Origin of the sequence: Bradyrhizobium sp. BRP23 (assembly GCF_020194135.1) — a bacterium.
GTDB lineage: Bacteria > Pseudomonadota > Alphaproteobacteria > Rhizobiales > Xanthobacteraceae > Bradyrhizobium > Bradyrhizobium yuanmingense.
The window spans coordinates 69,357-88,881 of record NZ_JADYVW010000004.1 but is presented as its reverse complement, the minus strand read 5'-3'; the positions used below and the strand labels follow the sequence as shown (position 1 = coordinate 88,881).

Genomic DNA, 19,525 nt, shown 5'->3' with positions numbered 1-19,525 from the left:
CGCATGGCCGAAGCCTCCTCCGTTCCGCCTGCAATCGGCCGTCACGGTGCGGTCCCAGCGATCCTCGTCAACATCTCCTTCGTGCTGGCGATCGTCACGCTGGCGTATTTTCCGACGGCCTATCTCGCCCATCTCTGGATCTTTGACGCCGACGGGCGCGGCATCCCCACTGATTTCGTCAACGTCTGGGCGGCCGGAAGACTGGCGCTCGAGGGGCATCCCGCGCAGGCCTGGGATTGGGACATTCAGAAGCAGGTCGAGCTTGCGCTGCTCAAGCAGGATTTCGTCGGCCATTTCGCCTGGCACTATCCGCCGCCCTTCCTGTTCGTCGCGTCCTTCCTCGCGCAATTTCCCTATGCGATCGCCTTCATCGGCTGGGCCGCCTTCAGCATGGTGCCTTATCTCGCCGTGATGCGCGCGATCATCGGACGCAATGCGGGCCTTGTGATTGCGGTTGGATTTCCGGCAGCCTTCCTCAACATCCTGGTCGGGCAGAACGGTTTCCTCACGGCCTCGCTGATCGGCGGCATGCTCTATCTGCTGCCGACGCGGCCGGTGCTGGCCGGCATCTGTCTCGGCCTTCTCAGCTACAAGCCGCAATACGGTCTCTTGTTTCCGCTGGTTCTCTTCGCCGCCGCCGAATGGACCGTGCTGTTCAGCGCCGCGATCGTCACCGTTGCGATCGCTGCACTATCCTGGTTCGCCTTCGGCACCGAAAGCTGGCAGGCGTTCTTCCACTGGATTCCGATGTTCTCCCAGGCCTTTCTGACCGAGGGCAGGGCGCCCTGGTTCAAGATGCAGAGCATCTTCGCGCTGGTGCGCTATCTCGGCGGCACCGAGCAGCTCGCATGGATCTTCCAGTGGGTGTTGACCACAGCTGTTGCCGTGGCGCTGGTCGTGGTGTGGCGGAGCCGGCTGCCCTACGCCCTCAAGGCAGCGATGCTCGCCACGGCGACGCTGCTCACGACGCCCTATCTTTTCATGTACGATCTGGTCGTGCTGGGCATCGCGGTGGCGTTCCTCATCCGCGCCGGGCTCGATGAAGGTTTCGCACGCCACGAGGTGATGGCGCTGGCGCTCGTCTTCGCGCTGCTTGCGAGCTTCCTGTTTCTCGGGCAACCGGTCGGCTTCCCGGCGATCCTGATCGTGTTCGGGCTGATCCTCGGACGCTGCGCAGCCTGGCGGAGTGCCGAGGCCGCATCGGCGCAGCTCGCTCTCACGCGAACGAGCTGAGGAACTCGGTCACGCTCTGATCGGATTTGAGACGCTAGAATTGAAAGACTTTTGGGGCCGAAGAACTGGTACGCTGCCAATGTAGGCGAAATTCCCGCGAGAGAGTACCATGGACGCAGAGCCAGCCGCGAGATTCAAACTACATATAGAGCGGAGCATTGAGGAGCTATCCCGGGCGCTCGCGCTTGCCCAAGAAGCCTCTTCAGCAGAAGAGTTCCTGAGATTGAGAACGTCGGTCGGCGATATCATCGCTCGAATAGACACCATGCTTCACGACAACATTTACAATAATCATCCCAAGCTGGATGGGATGAAAGGGTGACAGGTATCGCCCGCTTTGGGTCCAAAACGGTCTGCCGGCTGAAAGCCGGAGATTGTCGGCTGAGCGCCGGAAGCGAAACGCGGCTCCCAATTTACTGAAGCTTCGCGCTCATTTGATGCACAACCGATGGATGTTGCGCCTTCGCACGAGGGATGTCCGCGCGTGAGAACGCTGCTCAAGATTGCCCTCGTGATGGTGTCACGCAATAGGAGATGTCGCCACTCAAGCTAACGCTGGCGACGTCACTGACGAGGCTTGCTTTGATCTATCATTGGACAACCGCCACAGCAGACGAGCGGCGAACAAGGGGTGGATCAGTAAAGCAATCGGTATTTGCGCGAAGCCGAATGGAAACATCCGAATAGGCAGCATCCACAACGCAAGCGAAAGAATTTGATCGGCGAATGCTTCGTTTCCGCGCTGACGCAGAAGCGCGACAATCCATCCGAATACGACCATGTCGTAGTTCATGATCCAGGGTGAAAACAAGAAGGTGGCGGTAACGAAGAGCGCTAGTGAGAGGATCGGATCGCGCTTGCGCCAGAACGTCCAAACTACCGCACCGACGGCGCATACCGACGCCGCTCCTTGCACCACCCAGGCCAAATCAGCGGGAAGACCCGCAAGGCGGGCGTTGATCAAGGCTGAGGCAACGATCGGCCAGCCCATGATACCTGCCACGTCGAGCAGTTCGTGCTGTTGCGGCAAAACTTTATGCCAATATGCGATCCAGATTTCTGGCCCAAACCATGCTGCAGTCGCGGCGACAAGCGACACCGTCATGACGACGGCTGAACCAATGACTCGCCAGTGCCCTCCCAGCACCAGCACGATCGGAAGCAGGAGTCCGAGTTGCGGCTTGATAGTCAGCATACCAAACAAAATTCCAGCGAGTATCGGCCGCCGCTCGAGGTTTGCCAGACCGCCGATCAAGAGCGCAGCGGTCAAGAAGCCATTTTGGCCGAGGAATACGTTAACCGTGACGGCAGGTGCGACGGCCAGAAACACCCAGTATTTTCGTTCGACACCACATGATGTTGCCGCCCAAACGTACAGGGCAAGCCCGGTGACGCACCACACAATGTACGACGGCAGAAAACCGAGCAAACCAAAGGGCCAAATGAAGAACAGAAGATGCGGCGGATACGACCAATACAGAGGTGCCAAATCGGGAATGCCGGTCACCTTCGCTATCGCAGCCATGTAGGCGCTGGAATCAAACCAGTCCGCAGGGCCGCCGGAAAAAGCCGATCGGCCGCCTATCCAAGTGTTCAGAAAATCTCGACCAACCGGAAAGCCGCCTGGGTCACGTACGAACGATGGGAACGACTGGGCTGCTGCCAGTTGGAAGTCAAATATGACAACCGCCAGCAGAATGGCCGCAGCGACCACGGTGAGGGACGCGTAGATCCTTACTGATGCTGGATTGCCTGTGCCAAGCTTGCCATGACTCATTGTACGCTCAAAGGGTGAGGCCTCTGTTCGAGAGGCGCGATGGTTCTCAAGTTTGAGTTCCGCGCGGACGGCGACTAATGCGCAGTCCGCGCGATCAGCGGGCAACTTTCGATCACCGTGCCGGGGCGGGCGCCCTCAATGGTGACGCAGGGCCGGGAGCGATCGATGGTGAGCTCGTAGCGATCCAGCAGCGCGCTGCGGTCCGGATCGCCGCGCATGTGCAATTCGCGGACGCCGCCGGGCAGCGGCGTCTTCAGCCCGGCGCGAATGCGCTGGTCGAAGATGCCGCCGGGGACGATCGGCACGGCGATATCGGCGAGCAGGTAGAAGCGCGATTGGGAGGGCAGCTGCGGCGCGATATAGGCCAGCGGCTTGCCGAGGATGAAATAGGTCGCGGGCTGATCGAGCTCGTGGGCGATCTTCGGCCGGTAGACGTCGGACCAGGGGCGGTGCCACCAGTCCGCCGGCTGCGACCACGCTGCGATCGCGACTGCGAGCGTCAACGTCAACACGGCGAGCGGACGAGGGGACGCCGTCAGCGATGACGGTCCGGTGCTCGCGGCGAGGCGCGTGAGCAGGAGAACGATCAGCGGACCGCACAGGAGCTCCAGAACCACCGCATAGCGCTGGATCGAGAACAAGCCGAGCCATGCGAGGTAAGAGGCCGCAAACAGCACCACCAGCTGCACGTCACCCCGGGTGAGGATCGCGCTCTTGCGCCTCGCGCGGACCCACAGGCCGAGCACGAGCAGGACCATCACCACCGCGAAGCGCGCGTCGCGGAACGGATGCTCCGCGCCGCGGTGGTCGCCGATCAGCCAGTAGAAGGGGTAGGCCAATGCGTCGAGCACGCCATGAGGCATGAACTGCGCATCCATCAGGTTGACGCCGGCCACCTCGCTCGACTGGAACAGTGCATTGAACAGCGGGAAGATCGGATTGCCGGTGTCGCGCCACGTGATCAGGCACCATCCGCCGCCGGTGAGCGCCGCGCCGGCCATCCCGCCGATGCCAAGAAGCGCGATCGCGCGAAGCGGACGCGCGGAGACGAGCAGCGCAGCGGCAGCGCCGATCGCGTAGACGACATTGGTCAGCTTCAGCCCGACGGCGGCACCGATCAGCAATCCCGCGAGCAGGACGCAGATCGCGGGTCGGCGATCCGCCACCAGGATCAGAAGGCAGCCGCCGATCACGGGCAAGGCCAGCAGCACGTCGGAAAAGCTCGTGCCGACTTCCGAGAGCGTCATCGGACCCGAGGCAGCGATGACGACCACTGCTATGACCGGCGCGATGGTTGCGGCCTGGCGCAGCACCAGACGCGCGAACAGGCAGATCAGCGCAAGGTTGAGGCCGTGAACAGCGCCGATGATCATCAGCCCATAGGGCGCCGGCAGCACATGGCGGAGATAGTAGACGGGGAAATAGACGAGCGGATTGAAGTAGGTCTGAAAGCCCGGCGGGACCACATCGACGCCATAGCGGCCGTTGAGAACGGCCCAGACATTGTATTCGTGGTAGTTCTGCCAATCCCAGTTGACGTCCTCGCCCATGGCCAGGGTGTAGAGCGCGCCTGCCAGCATCGAGCAGACGACAACGGCGATCGCTGCAAGCGCATTGCCGCGCTGCTTCGCCCTCCACGATCGCCGCAGCCTGTCGGCCGCGGGCAGGGACATGACCTCTCGCAGATCGGAGGAAATGGCCGCGCGTTCCAGCATCAAGGCGCCATATGCGCCGGGAACATCACGAGCAGAGCCGGGTCGCTGAACCGCAGAAAGCCCGCTCGTGAAACGCATTGCCGAATTCCAATTTACAACCGTAGGACTACGGGTAGCCAGTTAAGGTTGTGTGAATCAATGCGGGAACTTTGCGTGATTGCACGTCAAAGTCGCGAGTAGTCGAGGGCTCGAATCGGTCCTCCGGGTCGACCTGCAGCGTTTAGGGCCTGATGCCCATGCGCTCGCGCTCATCGTTCCAGAATTTCTCTTCTCAACTCTGATACTCTGCCTCGCTCATCGGAAATCCGGCCAAATGCCAATGACCGCCATCGTCCGCGTACACGACGACAAAATAATCCCTCTCCAGCTCGGACTTGGTACGCGGCACCGGAATCAGGGAATGGGTTTGATCAGTTACTCCGAACGTCGCGTCGAAGACCGAGTCGACCGATGCATTTCCGCTCTGGACTTCGAGAACCCTGAGGCTGACCGCGAGACGCTCCCTGAGAGAATCGTTCCCACGGCCTCCCGGTGGAATCCGCCCACCCAGGCCGGCCGCAGTCTCCAGTAGCCGCACTCTCGCCAGCAGTACTTCCTTGGCCGTCGTGGGTAATGTTGACGTGCGAATATCGCTCGGAGGCTTATCGAGAAAGTACATAACGGGCAGCTCGGATCCGGCTGTGAGCAGCATCTTTCGTTCTCCTCTCCAAGATGAGCTTGCCGGGACCAAATGTGCCGCGAATCGGACTTGGAGGGTTTGGTTCTTGGTCGGCTGCTCGGCCGAAAAGATGGCTGTGGGCAACGCCAGAACGAGAATGGCGCAGCTTGCTCCGCGTGCAGCGAGTTTGCGTCTCATGACGACGCACCATCAACGTTCATGTCGTCGGCACGGTCGCCCAGTCTTTCGTTTTCTTTGATTGTTGCTGCCGTGGAGAGGCGTCTCTTACCGCTGCGACTCTCTATGGAATTCCATCATTGTTCGAGGCGGGACTTCTTGACATTGCACGACAGTGCGAGGTCGCGCTGCATCGCCATCGATGCCTTCAATCGTGATGGTCTGGCGGCTTCTGCTCCATACGACCCGGCGGGGGACCTCGAAATTCATCGAGAGCGTGACGTCATCCTGGCCGGCATCGGTGACTTCACCGCGAAACCCTCTTCCCTCCTTGCCACGCTCGAAGAGTGCTTGTTTCGAAGCTGCATCCATCGTGAAGTACACAGCGCCCGTGTGTTCACAGCGTACAGAGATCGGATTCAGAATGGGATCGCGAACCCCGAAGCTCAAAATGCTTCTCGGGGGGGTGACAGTGCACGGATGGGTTAATGTCGGCCGAAAGGTGGGGGCGTCGAGTCCCGGCCAAGTCATCGTCTTCTTGTTGCTATCAAAGATCAGGCCGATCCGACCTGGACGAACGCGCAGCATGAATTCGATCTTTCCATCGTTTTTGGAAATGATTTCTCCAGAACGTGTAGTGATGCCGAAATTTGTTTCGAGGTCTATCGGCGGCGTCTCAAACACGACAGCTTTGGCATCGACGTCGAACGTCGCGAAGTAGAGGCGGGCGGGAATGCCGCCTTCACACCGCACCGAAAATAATTCACCGGCTGCCGCGCGGTCTGGCGTCGGCATCAGAAAGAGAATGAGCGCGAGGCCCAAGAGCCGCTTCATGACGCACGCTCCGTTCGTCCATGAGACTGTCCACCGCAGCTTGAGAGAGCGCCGAGTCTTTCGAGGCTTCGAAAACTGCCTGGCAGTGAAGATCGATGCCATCAGCACACTGCACCAGGCGCGCGTCAACGTCTGGCTGCGAACAGGATAAATGAACCTATAAGTATATGATCGTAGCGCAATCCAGCCGGAACACTCACAGGCGAAACACCGACCACTGAATTCACATTGTGCGATCCAAACCCTCCAAGAATACTCGTTCAGTCTCTCGACCGGTTCGTTTGACGCCCCCGTCCGCCCACCATGACGCCCCACGCATTTGCATCTTGTCATTCACCCTGAATAGTTGTTCAGTCCTTGCGGGGCGATTTGCATCTATTGCGTGAGAAGCGTTCGGCCGCAGGGCGTGCGGCCGGCGTGTGGGACAGGAAGCGCGCCATGGTTTATCGGCGGACGCATCAAGTGGTGAAGCGCCTTGCGGCGCGGCGCAGCGCCATTCTGGCGGCGGCGCGGGAGGCGGCGGCGGAAGGCGGGATGGCGGCGGTGCAGATCGCGCCGGTCGCGGTCCGGGCCAATGTCGCGGCCGGCACCGTCTACCGCTATTTCCCCTCCAAGGCCGAGCTGATCTCCGAGCTCATTGCCGAGGTCTCCCGCGACGAGCTCGCGGCGATCCGAAGGGCGGCCGATGCCGCGCCGGGGCCGTCCTCGGCGCTGGCGGCCGCCGTGACCACGGTGGCGGTGCATACGCTGTCGCAGCGCAGGCTGGCCTGGGGCATCCTGGCCGAGCCGGTCGATGTCGATGTCAGCGCCTCGCGCCTTGCCAGCCGGCGCGAGATCGCCGGCGAGATCGCCTCCCGGATCGACGCCGCCGTGCGTGCCGGCCATCTGCCGGCGCAGGACACCGCGCTTGCGGCCACCGCCTTGCTCGGCGCGCTGCATGAGGCGCTCGTCGGCCCGCTCGCGCCCGACAATCTCGATGATCCCGTCAAGATGCGCGATGCGGTGCAGACCGTGACCCTGCTGGCGCTGCGCGCCGTCGGCGTCATGGACGCTCGTGCCCGCGGCCTCGTGGTGCAGCAGACGCTGCTGCCGACGACCAAGGCACTGGTCGGCGCCTGAGCCGACCCGCCACCGGGATCGCCCGGGCCCGCTGTTATCCTGCTACATCAGCATTTTCCCGGCCGGACTGATCAACCCCGGTGGGACGCTTCAGAAGAATGAGCCCGGCGGTCACAATGAGGACGGCTCCGGCGATCGTGGAGCCTTGCGGGATATCCTTGAAGACAAGATAGCCGATGGCTGTGGAACCGAGCAGTTCGAGATAGACCAGCGGCGACAGGGTGGACGCTTCGGCGAAGCGAAATGCCGCGATGGACAGGACATGACTGACAGCAGAGAGCGCACCCAAAGCCAGAAAGAACATGACAGCGTCCCAGGCCGGTGTGGCCCAAGTGAAGATGGCTTGTGGCGTCAGGAGCACCATGCCGACGACACACTGGAAGGCGAGCGTCTTGACGGGATCGCTGACCAGAGAAGCCTGCCGCGTTGCGATCAGATAGAGCGCGAACGTTAGCCCGGCGCCGAGCGCCAGCAGGATGCCGGGCTCGATGTCGCCGTCCGGGCGCAGAATGACGATGGCGCCGGTGAAGCCCAGCGCCAGGCTCGCGATCTTTCGTTGCGTCAAACGCTCCTTCAGGACCATGGCGGCGAGCGCGACCGCGATGACCGGCCCCACGAAATAGGCGCTGACGGCTGTAGCCAGCGGAACGGTCGCGATGGACAGGAAGTAAAGCGTCATCCCGGTGACGAGGAACACCGTCCGCAGCATATGGGAGGCGCGCCGTTCGGCGGGAAAGATCTCTCCTTTGTACCTGATCGCGGCCACTGGAAGGACGACGGCGCTTGCCACGGCGTAGCGCGCCCAGGCGATGAAGAGCGGCGAATAGTCGGCGCTCAGATATTTGGCGATCCCATCGACCAGCGGGATCGAAAGCATCGCGGCCGCCATGAGCACGATGCCCAGCGTCGGGCGGGCGCGGGCTTCGGATTCGACGGTGGTGGCCATATAACCGGTTCCTAGCGATAGCGGCCTGGTGCAGCAGACGCTGCTGCCTGCGAACACGGCGCTGGTCGGGACCTGAAGAAATCGCGCCGCGAGCCAAAAGGCGACCTGATCGCGCTCAGGCCATTGCCCGAGCGTGCCTTTTCGCAAAACCCCGGCAAGACCGGCCAGAGTGGCCGGCTACTGTGCATGGGGTTGTTTTTCGACTTTTTGTTTGGCCGCCCCCGGCGGGCCTCACATGTTGGCGTCGCCCTCGGGGCCGACCGAGGCGATGCGCACCATGTTGGTGGTGCCGGGGATGCCGAGCGGCACGCCGGCGACGATGATGACGCGCTGGCCGGCGCGGACGAAACCGTCGCGGAAGGCGATCTGGCCGGCGCGGCTCACCATGTCGTCCTGGTCGCGCGCGTCCTCCGCCACCACGCAATGCACGCCCCAGGCGACCGCGAGCCGGCGGCCGGCGGTGATGTTCGGCGTGATCGCCACGATCGGCGGCTTCGGCCGCTCGCGCGCCACGCGCACGGCGGTCGAGCCCGATGAGGTCCAGCAGATCAAGGCCGGCAGGTCGAGCGTCTCGGCGATCTGCCGCGCGGCGTCGGCGATGGCATCGCCCGCGGTGGATTCCGGCGCCGGACGTTGGGCCATGATCACCGAACGGTAGGTCGGATCGCGCTCGACCTCCTCGCCGATGCGGTTCATGGTCGAGACCGCCTCGACCGGGAATTTGCCGGCCGCCGATTCCGCCGACAGCATGATGGCGTCGGCGCCCTCATAGACCGCGGTGGCGACGTCGGAGACTTCGGCGCGGGTCGGCACCGGCGACTGGATCATCGATTCTAGCATCTGGGTCGCGATCACCACCGGCTTGCCGGCGCGGCGCGCCATCCGCGTCATCTGCTTCTGCAGGCTCGGCACCCGCTCCAGCGGCAGCTCGACGCCGAGGTCGCCGCGCGCCACCATCAGCGCATCGGAAGCCTCGATGATGTCGGCGAGGCGGTCGATCGCCTGCGGCTTCTCGATCTTGGCCATCACGGCGGCCCGGCCGCGGATCATCTTCTTGGCCTCGATGACGTCGTCGGCGCGCTGCACGAAGGACAGCGCGATCCAGTCGACGCCGGTGACGAGGGCGGCCTCGAGGTCGGCGCGGTCCTTGGGCGTCATCGCCGAGACCGGCAGGTCGGTGTCGGGCAGGCTGACGCCCTTGCGGTCGCTCATCTTGCCGCCGACCACGACACGCGTCACCGCATGCTCCTTCGAGGTCTCCTCCGCGATCAGCCGCACCTTGCCGTCGTCGAGCAGCAGCGCATGGCCGGGCCTGAGCGCCGCCAGGATCTCCGGATGCGGGAGCTGGACGCGCGTGGCATCGCCGGGCGTCTTGTCGGAATCCAGCGTGAAGGTCTGTCCGTTCTGGAGCTGGATCGCCCCTTCGGCAAAGGAGCCCAGTCTCAGCTTCGGGCCCTGCAGGTCGACCAGGATGCCGATCGGCCGGCCGTAGCTGCTCTCGACGTTGCGGATCGTCGCCACCAGCTCCCGCATCTTGTCATGCGGGGTGTGGCTCATGTTGATGCGGAACAGGTCGGCGCCGGCCTCGAACAGGCGGCGGATCATCGCGAGGTCTGAAGAGGCTGGTCCCAGGGTCGCGAGAATCTTGATACGGCGAAGGCGCCTCATGGCTTATTTCCAGACGGGGGTGGCAGGCCGGGCGAGCCCGGGGGCGTAGCACCGGGCGGGCTATTGGGCAAACCCGGAACGCCGCCCGGGCCCACCGGGCCGGGCAGGCCAGGCACGCGCTGCTGCGCCGGCTGTTCGTTGGCGTCGGTCAGCTGCACCGTCCAGGCGCGCTGCTCGCCGGTGTCGACCTCGAAATAGCCGGTGCGGTCATAGCCGCGGGCCAGGCAATCCTCGGTGCCGCGGATGGTGAACTCCTTGTCGCGGGAGCACATGAAGGCTTGGCCCGACCATTCGCCGCCGCGGTCGTAGTCGATGGCGTAGATGTAGTAGTACCGGGCGACCAGCGTGCCGCGCAGCAGCGTCTCGCAGGAACGGGACGAGATGTTCCACCAGCCCTCGGTGGTCCAGCCCTCGGCGTCCTTGTAGCCGAGCGCGATCCCGACCCGGCTCGACGTGTTGTTGCAGAGGCGGAAATCGGCGGAGGCCGGGCCGGCGTAGAGGCACGCCAGGGCGACCACCAGCACCGGGACCAACCGGGCGAGCAGGTAAAGCGGGGAGCGGGGAGATTCGGCAGTCATTGTCGCGGAAGCTATACCAGATCATTGACGATTTGGCGTTGGGCCGGGGGCAGCCGGGCAGTGGCCCCTTTGCGCCGCGATATGGCAAAATCTGTGACAAGACCCACCTGATCCCGTAACCCTGCCCCGGAACGGACCTTGAGGAAGACAGCCATGGCAATCGACGACAAAACCAGAACGGAGCTCGAGGCGGCCGCTTTTCGGCGCTTGGTCGAGCATCTGCGGAGCCGCACCGACGTCCAGAACATCGACCTGATGAATCTGGCCGGCTTCTGCCGCAATTGCCTGTCCAACTGGCTCAAGGACGCTGCGGACGCCCAGGGCGTCGCCTTGAGCAAGGACGAGAGCCGGGAGGCCGTCTACGGCATGCCCTATGAGACCTGGAAGGCGAAGCACCAGGGCACGGCCACGCCCGAGCAGCTCGAGGCGATGAAGAAGGTCCATCCCCACGGGCATTGAACGGCCCATCGCCGAGCCCTGAGCCGCACCACACAACAGCTTTCTGTGCGTCGGCGCAGGAAGGTGTGGGCGCGCTGTGGACGAGCGTGATGCTTGCTTGAACGCTGGGAGCGCCGACCCTAAGGGTCTACCCAGCACGCGCGGTGAGGGATGCCGGCGTCACCTCGTTTTGCCAGTTCCATTGGGAGTACCAAGATGGCCACCTCCGCCGCCGTCCGCGACGACGAGCCCGCGACGAAATTCGCCAAGGACCAGCTCAAATCCATCATCGAGCGCATCGAGCGGCTGGAGGAAGAGAAGAAGGCGATCTCCGACGACATCCGCGACGTCTATGCCGAAAGCAAGGGCAACGGCTACGACGTCAAGGCGCTGCGCACCATCGTGCGCCTGCGCAAGCAGGACCCCAACGAGCGCGCCGAGGCCGAGACCATCCTCGAGACCTACATGCAGGCGCTGGGGATGCTCTGAGGCCCCCCGCCCGGTCGGCGTTGCAGCGCACCAAGCTTGGGCAAAATCTCGGCATCTGCTAGGTTGCTCGGTGAAGGGACCGAGCGATGGATGTGCCGGGACCAGAGCGCAGGCTTGCCGCGGTTCTCGCTGCCGACATGGTCGGCTTCAGCCGGCTGATGGAGGTCGACGAGGCCGGCACTCTTGCGCGCCTCAAGACCCATCGTGTCGAGCTCATCGATCCCGCCATTGCCAAGAATCGCGGCCGTATCATCAAGACGACCGGCGACGGCATGCTCGCGGAATTCCACAGCGTCGTCGATGCCGTGCTATGTGCGGCCGAGGTTCAGCGCCGCATGGCGCGGCGCAATGCCGACGTCCCGCCGCCGCGGTGGATCCAATTCCGCATCGGCATCAATCTCGGCGACGTCATCGTCGATCAGAACGACATATTCGGCGATGGCGTCAACGTCGCGGCGCGGCTGGAGACGCTGGCCGAGCCCGGAGGAATCTGCGTCTCCGGCGCGGTGCGCGATCAGGTCGGCGACCGGCTCGACGGCGTTCAGTTCGACGATCTCGGTGAACAGAGCGTCAAGAACATCGCCCGTCCAATCCGCATCTTCCGCATTCGGCTGGCGGAGGGGCCCGCAAGCCTGCCTGACGGGTCCAATCGTGCTCTGACGCCGCCGGGTGTTTCGAAGAAGCCGTCCATCGCCGTGCTGCCGTTCGCCAATATGAGCGGCGATCCGGAGCAGGAGTTCTTCGCTGACGGTCTCACCGAGGACATCATCACCGAGCTTTCGCGCTTCCACGACCTGCTCGTCATCTCCCGCAACTCGACGTTCGTCTACAAGGGAAAGGCCGTAAAGGTCCAGGACATCGGCCGTGAGTTCGGAGTCGACTATGTCATCGAGGGCAGCGTTCGCAAGGCCGGCGAGCGCGTCCGCGTCACCGTGCAGCTGATCGATGCAGAGACCGACCGCCATATCTGGGCCGAACGTTACGACCGCGAGCTCCGGGATATCTTCGCCATCCAGGACGAGATGACCCGCGCGATCGTGGCGACGTTGCCGGGGCGAGTAGAAGCCGCAACGCACGACCGCACCAAGCGCAAGCCGACCGACAACATGCCCGCTTACGAATGCGTGCTGGCTGCAAAGCTCCTGCATCATCGATCAACCCGCGACGACAACGCTCAGGCGCAGACGCTGCTCAACCGTGCGCTGGCGATGGATCCGAACTATGCCCACGCTCATGCCTGGAAGGCATGCGTGCTCGGTCAGTGCTGGATCTATGGCTGGTGCGCCGACCGCGAGGCGACCTTCGAGCAGGTTGCTTCGGAGCTGGAAATTGCGTTGGCGCTCGACGACAACGACGCGGACGTACACCGAATTCTCGCCGCGCTGAATCTGACGCGACACGACTACGAAAAGGCCACCTATCACCAGGAGCGTGCACTCGCCCTCAATCCGAACTACGACCTCGTCGTCGTGCAACAGGGAGAGCTTCTGACCTGGCTGGGCCTGCCGGAGGAAGGCATCGACTGGATCAGGAAAGCGATGCGTCTCAACCCCTATCATCCCGAGCGCTTCTGGAGCCATCTGGGCCGCGCCTATTATTGCGCGGAGAAATACGCCGAGGCCGCCGAGGCGTTTTCAAGGATCACGCGCCCCGACTATACCCATCATGCGTTCCTGGCGGCGACATTCGCGCAGATGAAGAACGCGATCGCGGCCGGCGCTCACGCCGCCGAGGTCTTGAAGCGCGAACCGGGATTCTCGGTGGCAGCTTATCTTGCGACGCTGCACTACAAGCGCGAGCCCGACCGGCAGCGTCACGAGGCCGGCCTCATCGCGGCCGGCTTGCCGGCTTGATCGACCCCGGGCAAGGACGAACAGAGAGAGCTTTGCTGGCACAGAGGACTCAGCGCAGCGCGGCGGTGCGCACGACGAACGACGTCGTCTCGAGCTTTGCGGTCGCGCTGCCCGAGAAATTGTCGCAGGACAGGCCCTGCATCGGGTCGTCGGAGAAGCCCATCGCGATCACGGAGCGCGGCTTGACGAAATAGCCGCGCAGCGCCGCGGTATCGAGCTCGCCCATCAGCGTCACCGACATCGCGTGGCTGGCGCTCGGCGACAGCATCACGATCTTGAGCCAGATGCTCTCGCCCTTGGCCGCAGACAGGCGGGTCGCGGTTGCGACCCTGCCGTCGACGCTCTTGCCGACCACGCTGTTGATCTCCGGCGCCTGAGCCACGCTACGGGGGCGGGTGGTGCGCGGGATCGGCGCCGAGGCGGCGACGACATTGCCGCGGTCGACCGGGGACGCCGCCGGCGCGTAAGCCAGGGCTTGCAGGGCCGCGTTGGACACGCTCGCGGTCGGTTGCGGATCGGTGGCCGCGGCCAGCGCCTGGCGCGCCTTCAGCGCGGCGACCTGCGCCGGCGTCGCCTGCTGCGGCATGGCCGGAACGTCATCCCAGAAGCCGCGCGCATTGATGATGTCGGCCGGGGTTTCCGGCTTGCTGGCAGCGGGCTTGTCAGCCACGGGCGCGGGCTTCGGCTTGGGCGGCGCGACGATCTGCGCATCGGCCGACGCGAGCTGGATCGCGGCGGCGATCTGCGGCTTGGCGCGCGGCGTCGGCACCGGCTCGGCGGGCTTGGCGGCGGCTGCGACGACGGTCGGTGCCGCCGGCTTCGCGGCCGGGCTGGGCGCGCCCTCGTCATCCTCGTCGCTGGCGGCCGGAGCTGCCGGCTTGCTCCTGAACAAGGCTGCGAAGAAATTCGGCTTGCTGCCGGCGTCATCGCCGCTGCCGCGCCGCTCGATCTCGGCCTTGGCGAGCTCATAGTTCTTCAGCGGCACGCCATCGGTCGGCAGATGCACCGTCTTGCCGTCCGGGAAGACGCGGGCGAGCTGGTCATGCGTCATCCGCGGCCAGTGCCGGACGCTGCCGGTGTCGAGGTGCACGAAAGGCGAGCCGGATGTCGGATAGAAGCCGACCCCGCCGCGCTGCAGACGCAGGCCGGCGAAGCGGATCTGCTCCAGCGGTACGCCGGGGATGAAGAAGTCTATCGCATGGCCCAGCATGTGCTGGCTGGCGCGCGCCACGCCGGAGGAGCGGCGGCGGAGCATGGCGTTGGTGGCGGGGGAGCGATAGGAGGAGATGATCTGAATCGGCTGCTTGCCGTCGACGTCCCGATAGACTTCCCAGAGGATGTCGAACAGGCGACGGTCCATGACCGTCTGTTCCTGGGTACGCCAGTCGCGCAGGAAGTGGTTGAGCTGCTTCAGCGCCGCCTCGTCGTAGCGCCCGTCGCGCTTGAAGGTGACGGTGAGGTCTTCGCCGGAATGGGTGTGGTGGAACGAGAGCGTCTTGGTCTCGTTCAGAGCGGCGGCGTCATGAACCGAACCGGCGGCCGCAAGCAGCAATGCAGCCGCAAGGCCGATCCGGGATCCGGCCTTCACGCCCGCATGGGACAACGACAGCACAACGAATTGGCGTGCGAGACCAGTCAGCACGTATGAGCCCACCCAGTCGACGAGCGTTCAAATGGACTCTCCCGCCAACCCCGTTAGCAGCGCGAAAGAGAATGAACGCTTTCTTAAAGCGAGAAGGTTAATTTGAGGTTGACCTTCTCGCCCCCAAACCAAGTCAGATTACGATCCTAAGCGGTTGACTGTGGCAAAAAAACGCCCGCCGCCCCATCGCAGGTCGCAGCATGGTTAACGTCAACGACCCCATCCTGGGGACGGGGTCGCTGATTTCCTTGCAGAATTTCAGGAAAACGAGTGCGGGACGGGCGTCAGCGGGTAAACACCCGCTGCTGTTGCGGACGGCGGCCGACCGGTGCCGGCGGCACGGCCTGGGTGGGCGCCCCGAACAGCCGCTCGAAGAAGTTCGGCCCGGACGAGCCGAAGCCGCTGCCGTTGTTGGCCACGGCCACTCCGGAGGGCAGCGTCGTTGCCGGACGCGAATAGCTCGGCTGGGAATGCGCCACGACGGCCTCGAGGTCCTTGCCGCGGTTGTTCTTCAGGACGTTGATCATGGCCGCGTCGCGGCCATAGACGTCCTTGCGGAACTGCAGCTTGCCGGCCTCATCCACGAACGCGGTCTGATAGGTGATGTTGACCGGGATTGGGGTCGGGAATTTCAGGTCGATCTCGCTTTTGCCGTACATGCTGCGGATGCGCTCCGGCGTGTACTTCTCGTTCGGCATGACGATGTTGAGCAGAACGGAGGCGTACTGATCCGGATTCTGCACGCGCATGCAGCCATGGCTGAAGGCGCGCTCTTCCTTGGCGAACAAATGCTTGTCCGGCGTGTCGTGTTGATAGACGAGGAACTTGTTCGGGAAGTTGAAGCGGATGCGGCCGAGCGCGTTGGCTTCGCCCGGCGGCTGCGAAATGTGCACCGAGCCGTCGCGGTTTTGCTCAAGCCTCAGGCCCATGCGTTGAAGCACGGTCGGGTCCTGCTGCAATGCCGGCAGGTACTCGTTGTAAACGATGGATGGCGGCACATTCCAGGTCGGGTTCACCGTGATGTACTTCATCGTCTCGGTGAGGAGCGGGGTGGCTTGCTTGCCCGGCTTGCCGGTGACGACGCGTGTGGTCCAGACCTGCTGGCCGCGTTGCATCACTTTCAAAGTGAAATCGGGAATGTTGAGGATGACATAGGCATCACCCAGCGCCGGCGCGCCGAGATCGCGCGGCAGCCAGCGCCAGCGCTCCATGTTCACCAGCACCACGTCGATCTGCTTGTCGCGCTTGGGGGTGTTGAGCGCCTTGACCGTCTTGTCGTCTAGGATGCCGGTCGGCTTCAGCTCGGCGCCGGTCTGGAACTTGCGCACGGCTTCGGCGACCGCAGCGTCGTAGCGGGTGTCGCTGGCATTCTCGGCGAGGCCGAGCTTGGCGCGCAGTTGCGGCACGCGCGGATCTTCCACGACGATCTCAGCCTGCTTCTTGCCGGCAGGGGTGTATTTCAGCGCAGGGCCGTCGGCGATCTCGATCACCGGACCGCTGCCCTGGCCGCGCAGCTCGGCGAGCTTGGCCTTCAGCTCCTTGTAGAGCTTGTGCGGCGGGTTGTAACTCTCGAGCGCCGCGGAGGCGTCCGCCGCCGTCGTGATCTTGGCGAGCACTTCGCCGGGATCGACCGGATGCTCGGGATAGAGAATGTCGCCGCCGGCCTGCGACCAATGCATGCGGCCGCTCTGGGCGTGGCGGGCATAGTCGAACATGCTGGCGGTGAGCTTGAGCTCGGCATCAGCCAGCGCATCGGGGGTCGTGGCGGCGAAATCCGGCACCGGATAGTCGGCGGGATTGAGACCGTCGGACGCCGCGTCCTTGAGCCGTGCGATCACGCCCTTGGCCGCAGCAGTCAGGTTGCCGCCTTGCGTCCAGACCGGCGCGAAGTCGCGCGCGCCATAGAACTTCTCAATCGCTGCACGCTCGTTCTTGCGGTCGAAATGGCGCGAGGTCTTAGCGCCGATGATGTCCTTGAGCTTGTCCGCGACCGGTTGGTCGGCGGTGGGCACGTTGCTTGCGGCCTTCACCGGTTCGGCGGCCGGTGCTGCGGGAGCCGCCGGCGTGGCCGTTGCGGTGTCGGCCTTGGCCGGCTCGGTTTTCGCAGTCTCGCTCTTCGGCGCTTCCGGCGCGGGTGTGGTGGCAACGTCGGAGGGCTTGGTCTCCACCTTGTCCGCCGTGGGCGCGACGTTCACCTTGGCGGAATCCCTTGCGACGTCCTTCGTGGAATCCTGCACCGTGGCGGTGGTGTCGAGCTTGATGTCGGCTGCAGTCGGGGGCGGGACGTTTGCCGGTTCGGGGCGCGGGATCGCGGCTTCGATCGCGAGTTCCGCGGCGCTGCTGCGCGGCAGATCCTGCGCCAGGGCCGAGCTGGCCGACACCGTGAGGAAGGTCGCCGCGACCGTCATCAAGACACGGTCAAAGCCCACACGGTGGTTCAAACAGTCACGCATTGTGTCGCACCCCTCGGGTGAACTGTTCCTTCACGGAACAGCTCGTTATCGCTTATTGATGTTTCGGCTAAACCGCGCCGGCCTCTCGAAAGTTGCACGCCTGCACGCAACGATTCTGACGCAGACGATATACAGGCCCCGATTTTGCGGCCAGCGCTGCCCGGGGCAACTCACGACAAACTGACTTCAAGGGAGCCTCTTGGCAACGGATTGTACGCTTCTGCCACGCGCTTTTCCCTCTGTCTGTCACTTCCAAGTCACGGTTCAAATCGCAGACGAATTCCGTCGTCACGCGAACGGCTTAGAGCGATCTCGCACCGCCGTGCGAAGCTTCGTTCGCACTGGGCTCAATGCGTCTCCTCGCCGCTTTTGCCGCCATGCCCGGGAACCCCGGCCTCGTCGAGTTTACGGTAGAGCGTCGAGCGGCCGATTTTGAGTCGGCGAGCCACTTCGGACATCTGGCCGCGATAATGCGAGATGGCGAAACGGATGATCTCGTTCTCCATGTCCTCCAGCGGGCGGACATCGCCGGTCGCAGTGAGCATAGACAGCGTTCCCACCGCGGGGAGCGGGGCGATTGGTATTTCATTACCCGACACTACGGAGGGCGTCGCCGCCGGCTCGAGCAGCAACGGAGCGGTCGGAATATCCGTGACGGGATGCGCCTGCGAGGCGAGCAGAGGGAAGTCGCCGAGACCAAGCTGGTCCCCGTCGCTCATCACCACGGCGCGATAGACCGCGTTCTCGAGCTGGCGGATGTTGCCGGGCCAGTCGAGCTGGGCAAGATGGGCCACCGCCTCGCCGCTGATCCCGGTGATCGGGCGGTTCTCCTCGGCGGCAAAGCGCGCGATGAAATGCCTGAGCAGGTGCGGGATATCCTCACGCCGCGCGCGCAGCGAGGGGATCGTCAGCGGCAGCACGTGCAGCCGGTAGAACAGGTCTTCCCGGAATTGTCCCTGCTTCACCCGCTCCAGCAGCTTGCGATTGGTGGCCGAGATGATGCGGACGTCGACCTTGAGCGGCTTGCGGCCGCCGACCGATTCCACGGCGCCCTCCTGGAGCGCACGCAGCAGCTTTACCTGCGCCGTCAGCGGCAGCTCGCTGACCTCGTCCAGAAACAGCGTGCCGCCATGAGCCTCGACGAACTTGCCCGTGTGCCGCTCGGTGGCCCCGGTGAAGGCGCCCTTCTCATGGCCGAACAGGATGGACTCGACGAGGTTGTCGGGAATTGCGCCGCAATTGACCGCAACGAACGGCTTGGCCTTGCGCTCGCCGCTGCCATGGATGGCGCGCGCGAACATCTCCTTGCCGACGCCGGACTCGCCCTCGATCAGCACGGGGATCGCGGAGTTTGCCGCCTTCTGGGCGGCGCGCATCACGCCCGTCATCGCTTCGGAGCGGGTGATGATGTCGGAGAAGGTGAGCCGTCCTTCGCGGCTGTGACGGATGCGCTGCAATTCCCCCTTGAGCGCGGACGTGTTGAGCGCGTTGCGAAGCGAGACCTGGAGCCGCTCGACGCCGACCGGCTTGACGACGAAATCGGCCGCGCCCGCGCGCATCGCGGAGATCACGTTGTCGATACCGCCATGAGCGGTCTGCACGATGACGGGGACGCTCAGGCCGGCTTCGCGGATCTTCGCCAATACGCCCATGCCGTCGAGGCCGGGCATGACGAGGTCGAGGATGACGGCGTCGATGGCCGGTCCGTCGGGGGCAGTGAGGGCGGCAATTGCGGCGTCACCGGAGTCCACGACGACCGTCTCATAGCCGCATTTCTGCACCATGTTCTCGACCAGCCGGCGGGCTACAGCGTCGTCGTCGGCGATCAAAATACTGGCAGCCATGGTGTTCCCCGCACGCTACTACTATCTGTCTCGAATCGGGGCACTCTGGCCGAAGCCGATTAACGCACGCTTAAACCTTGATGCCCCCGCCTGCCGCCGCG

Annotated in this window: 16 protein-coding genes; 6 read left to right on the top strand and 10 right to left on the bottom strand. The window is 64.1% G+C overall.

Translation table 11 applies throughout. The features are described from left to right. Nucleotides 1–3: 3 nt before the first annotated feature. Together I6F24_RS11910 and I6F24_RS11905 are read left to right on the top strand one after the other, a co-directional pair. Nucleotides 4–1,233, top strand: a complete 1,230-nt coding sequence (locus I6F24_RS11910) for a glycosyltransferase family 87 protein (protein WP_036021898.1) — start codon at nt 4–6, stop codon at nt 1,231–1,233. A gap of 109 nt (nt 1,234–1,342) precedes the next feature. Continuing rightward, complete coding sequence (locus I6F24_RS11905) at nt 1,343–1,555, top strand: hypothetical protein (protein WP_036021901.1); 213 nt, start codon at nt 1,343–1,345, stop codon at nt 1,553–1,555. A gap of 222 nt (nt 1,556–1,777) precedes the next feature. Here the strand turns inward: I6F24_RS11905 and I6F24_RS11900 are convergent, their stop codons facing one another. From I6F24_RS11900 to I6F24_RS11885, 4 genes are all read right to left on the bottom strand, one after another. Further along, nucleotides 1,778–3,010, bottom strand: a complete 1,233-nt coding sequence (locus I6F24_RS11900; RefSeq protein ID WP_081492866.1) for a glycosyltransferase family 87 protein — start codon at nt 3,008–3,010, stop codon at nt 1,778–1,780. Nucleotides 3,011–3,084: 74 nt separating this feature from the next. Beyond that, nucleotides 3,085–4,683, bottom strand: a complete 1,599-nt coding sequence (locus tag I6F24_RS11895) for a glycosyltransferase 87 family protein (RefSeq protein WP_225149235.1) — start codon at nt 4,681–4,683, stop codon at nt 3,085–3,087. Between the two features lie 313 nt (nt 4,684–4,996). Continuing rightward, the gene (locus I6F24_RS11890) at nt 4,997–5,416 is read right to left on the bottom strand and encodes a hypothetical protein (protein ID WP_225149234.1); all 420 of its coding nucleotides are present in this window, start codon (nt 5,414–5,416) and stop codon (nt 4,997–4,999) included. Between the two features lie 252 nt (nt 5,417–5,668). After that, nucleotides 5,669–6,394, bottom strand: coding sequence for a hypothetical protein (locus I6F24_RS11885; RefSeq protein ID WP_225149233.1), 726 nt, complete (start codon nt 6,392–6,394; stop codon nt 5,669–5,671). 438 nt (nt 6,395–6,832) lie between these two features. Between I6F24_RS11885 and I6F24_RS11880 the strand changes: the two genes are divergently transcribed. Continuing rightward, complete coding sequence (locus tag I6F24_RS11880; RefSeq protein ID WP_057028549.1) at nt 6,833–7,513, top strand: TetR/AcrR family transcriptional regulator; 681 nt, start codon at nt 6,833–6,835, stop codon at nt 7,511–7,513. A gap of 34 nt (nt 7,514–7,547) precedes the next feature. On the opposite strand, the gene I6F24_RS11875 is transcribed toward I6F24_RS11880, so the two are convergent. From I6F24_RS11875 to I6F24_RS11865, 3 genes are all read right to left on the bottom strand, one after another. Then, a complete protein-coding gene (locus I6F24_RS11875; protein ID WP_225149232.1) occupies nt 7,548–8,459 on the bottom strand; it encodes an EamA family transporter in 912 nt (303 codons plus the stop codon). Between the two features lie 231 nt (nt 8,460–8,690). Beyond that, nucleotides 8,691–10,127, bottom strand: a complete 1,437-nt coding sequence (gene pyk, locus I6F24_RS11870) for a pyruvate kinase (protein ID WP_036021924.1) — start codon at nt 10,125–10,127, stop codon at nt 8,691–8,693. Further along, entirely contained in the window at nt 10,124–10,705 is a 582-nt protein-coding gene (locus tag I6F24_RS11865) for a DUF1036 domain-containing protein (protein ID WP_035998649.1), read from the bottom strand. The genes pyk and I6F24_RS11865 overlap by 4 nt, the downstream gene beginning before the upstream one ends. Nucleotides 10,706–10,858: 153 nt before the next feature. Between I6F24_RS11865 and I6F24_RS11860 the strand changes: the two genes are divergently transcribed. The 3 genes from I6F24_RS11860 (at nt 10,859) to I6F24_RS11850 (ending at nt 13,485) form a co-directional block, all read left to right on the top strand. Continuing rightward, the gene (locus tag I6F24_RS11860) at nt 10,859–11,164 is read left to right on the top strand and encodes a DUF1244 domain-containing protein (protein WP_035998652.1); all 306 of its coding nucleotides are present in this window, start codon (nt 10,859–10,861) and stop codon (nt 11,162–11,164) included. 195 nt (nt 11,165–11,359) lie between these two features. Next, complete coding sequence (locus I6F24_RS11855) at nt 11,360–11,632, top strand: DUF2312 domain-containing protein (RefSeq protein WP_018641571.1); 273 nt, start codon at nt 11,360–11,362, stop codon at nt 11,630–11,632. A gap of 86 nt (nt 11,633–11,718) precedes the next feature. Further along, a complete protein-coding gene (locus I6F24_RS11850; protein ID WP_035998656.1) occupies nt 11,719–13,485 on the top strand; it encodes an adenylate/guanylate cyclase domain-containing protein in 1,767 nt (588 codons plus the stop codon). Nucleotides 13,486–13,534: 49 nt separating this feature from the next. Here I6F24_RS11850 and I6F24_RS11845 read toward each other — a convergent pair whose 3' ends face one another. From I6F24_RS11845 to I6F24_RS11835, 3 genes are all read right to left on the bottom strand, one after another. Continuing rightward, nucleotides 13,535–15,127, bottom strand: a complete 1,593-nt coding sequence (locus tag I6F24_RS11845) for a DUF882 domain-containing protein (RefSeq protein WP_225126293.1) — start codon at nt 15,125–15,127, stop codon at nt 13,535–13,537. Nucleotides 15,128–15,411: 284 nt separating this feature from the next. After that, the gene (locus I6F24_RS11840) at nt 15,412–17,580 is read right to left on the bottom strand and encodes a L,D-transpeptidase family protein (RefSeq protein WP_225149231.1); all 2,169 of its coding nucleotides are present in this window, start codon (nt 17,578–17,580) and stop codon (nt 15,412–15,414) included. 347 nt (nt 17,581–17,927) lie between these two features. Then, nucleotides 17,928–19,424, bottom strand: a complete 1,497-nt coding sequence (locus tag I6F24_RS11835; RefSeq protein WP_057028054.1) for a sigma-54 dependent transcriptional regulator — start codon at nt 19,422–19,424, stop codon at nt 17,928–17,930. Nucleotides 19,425–19,525 lie beyond the last annotated feature (101 nt).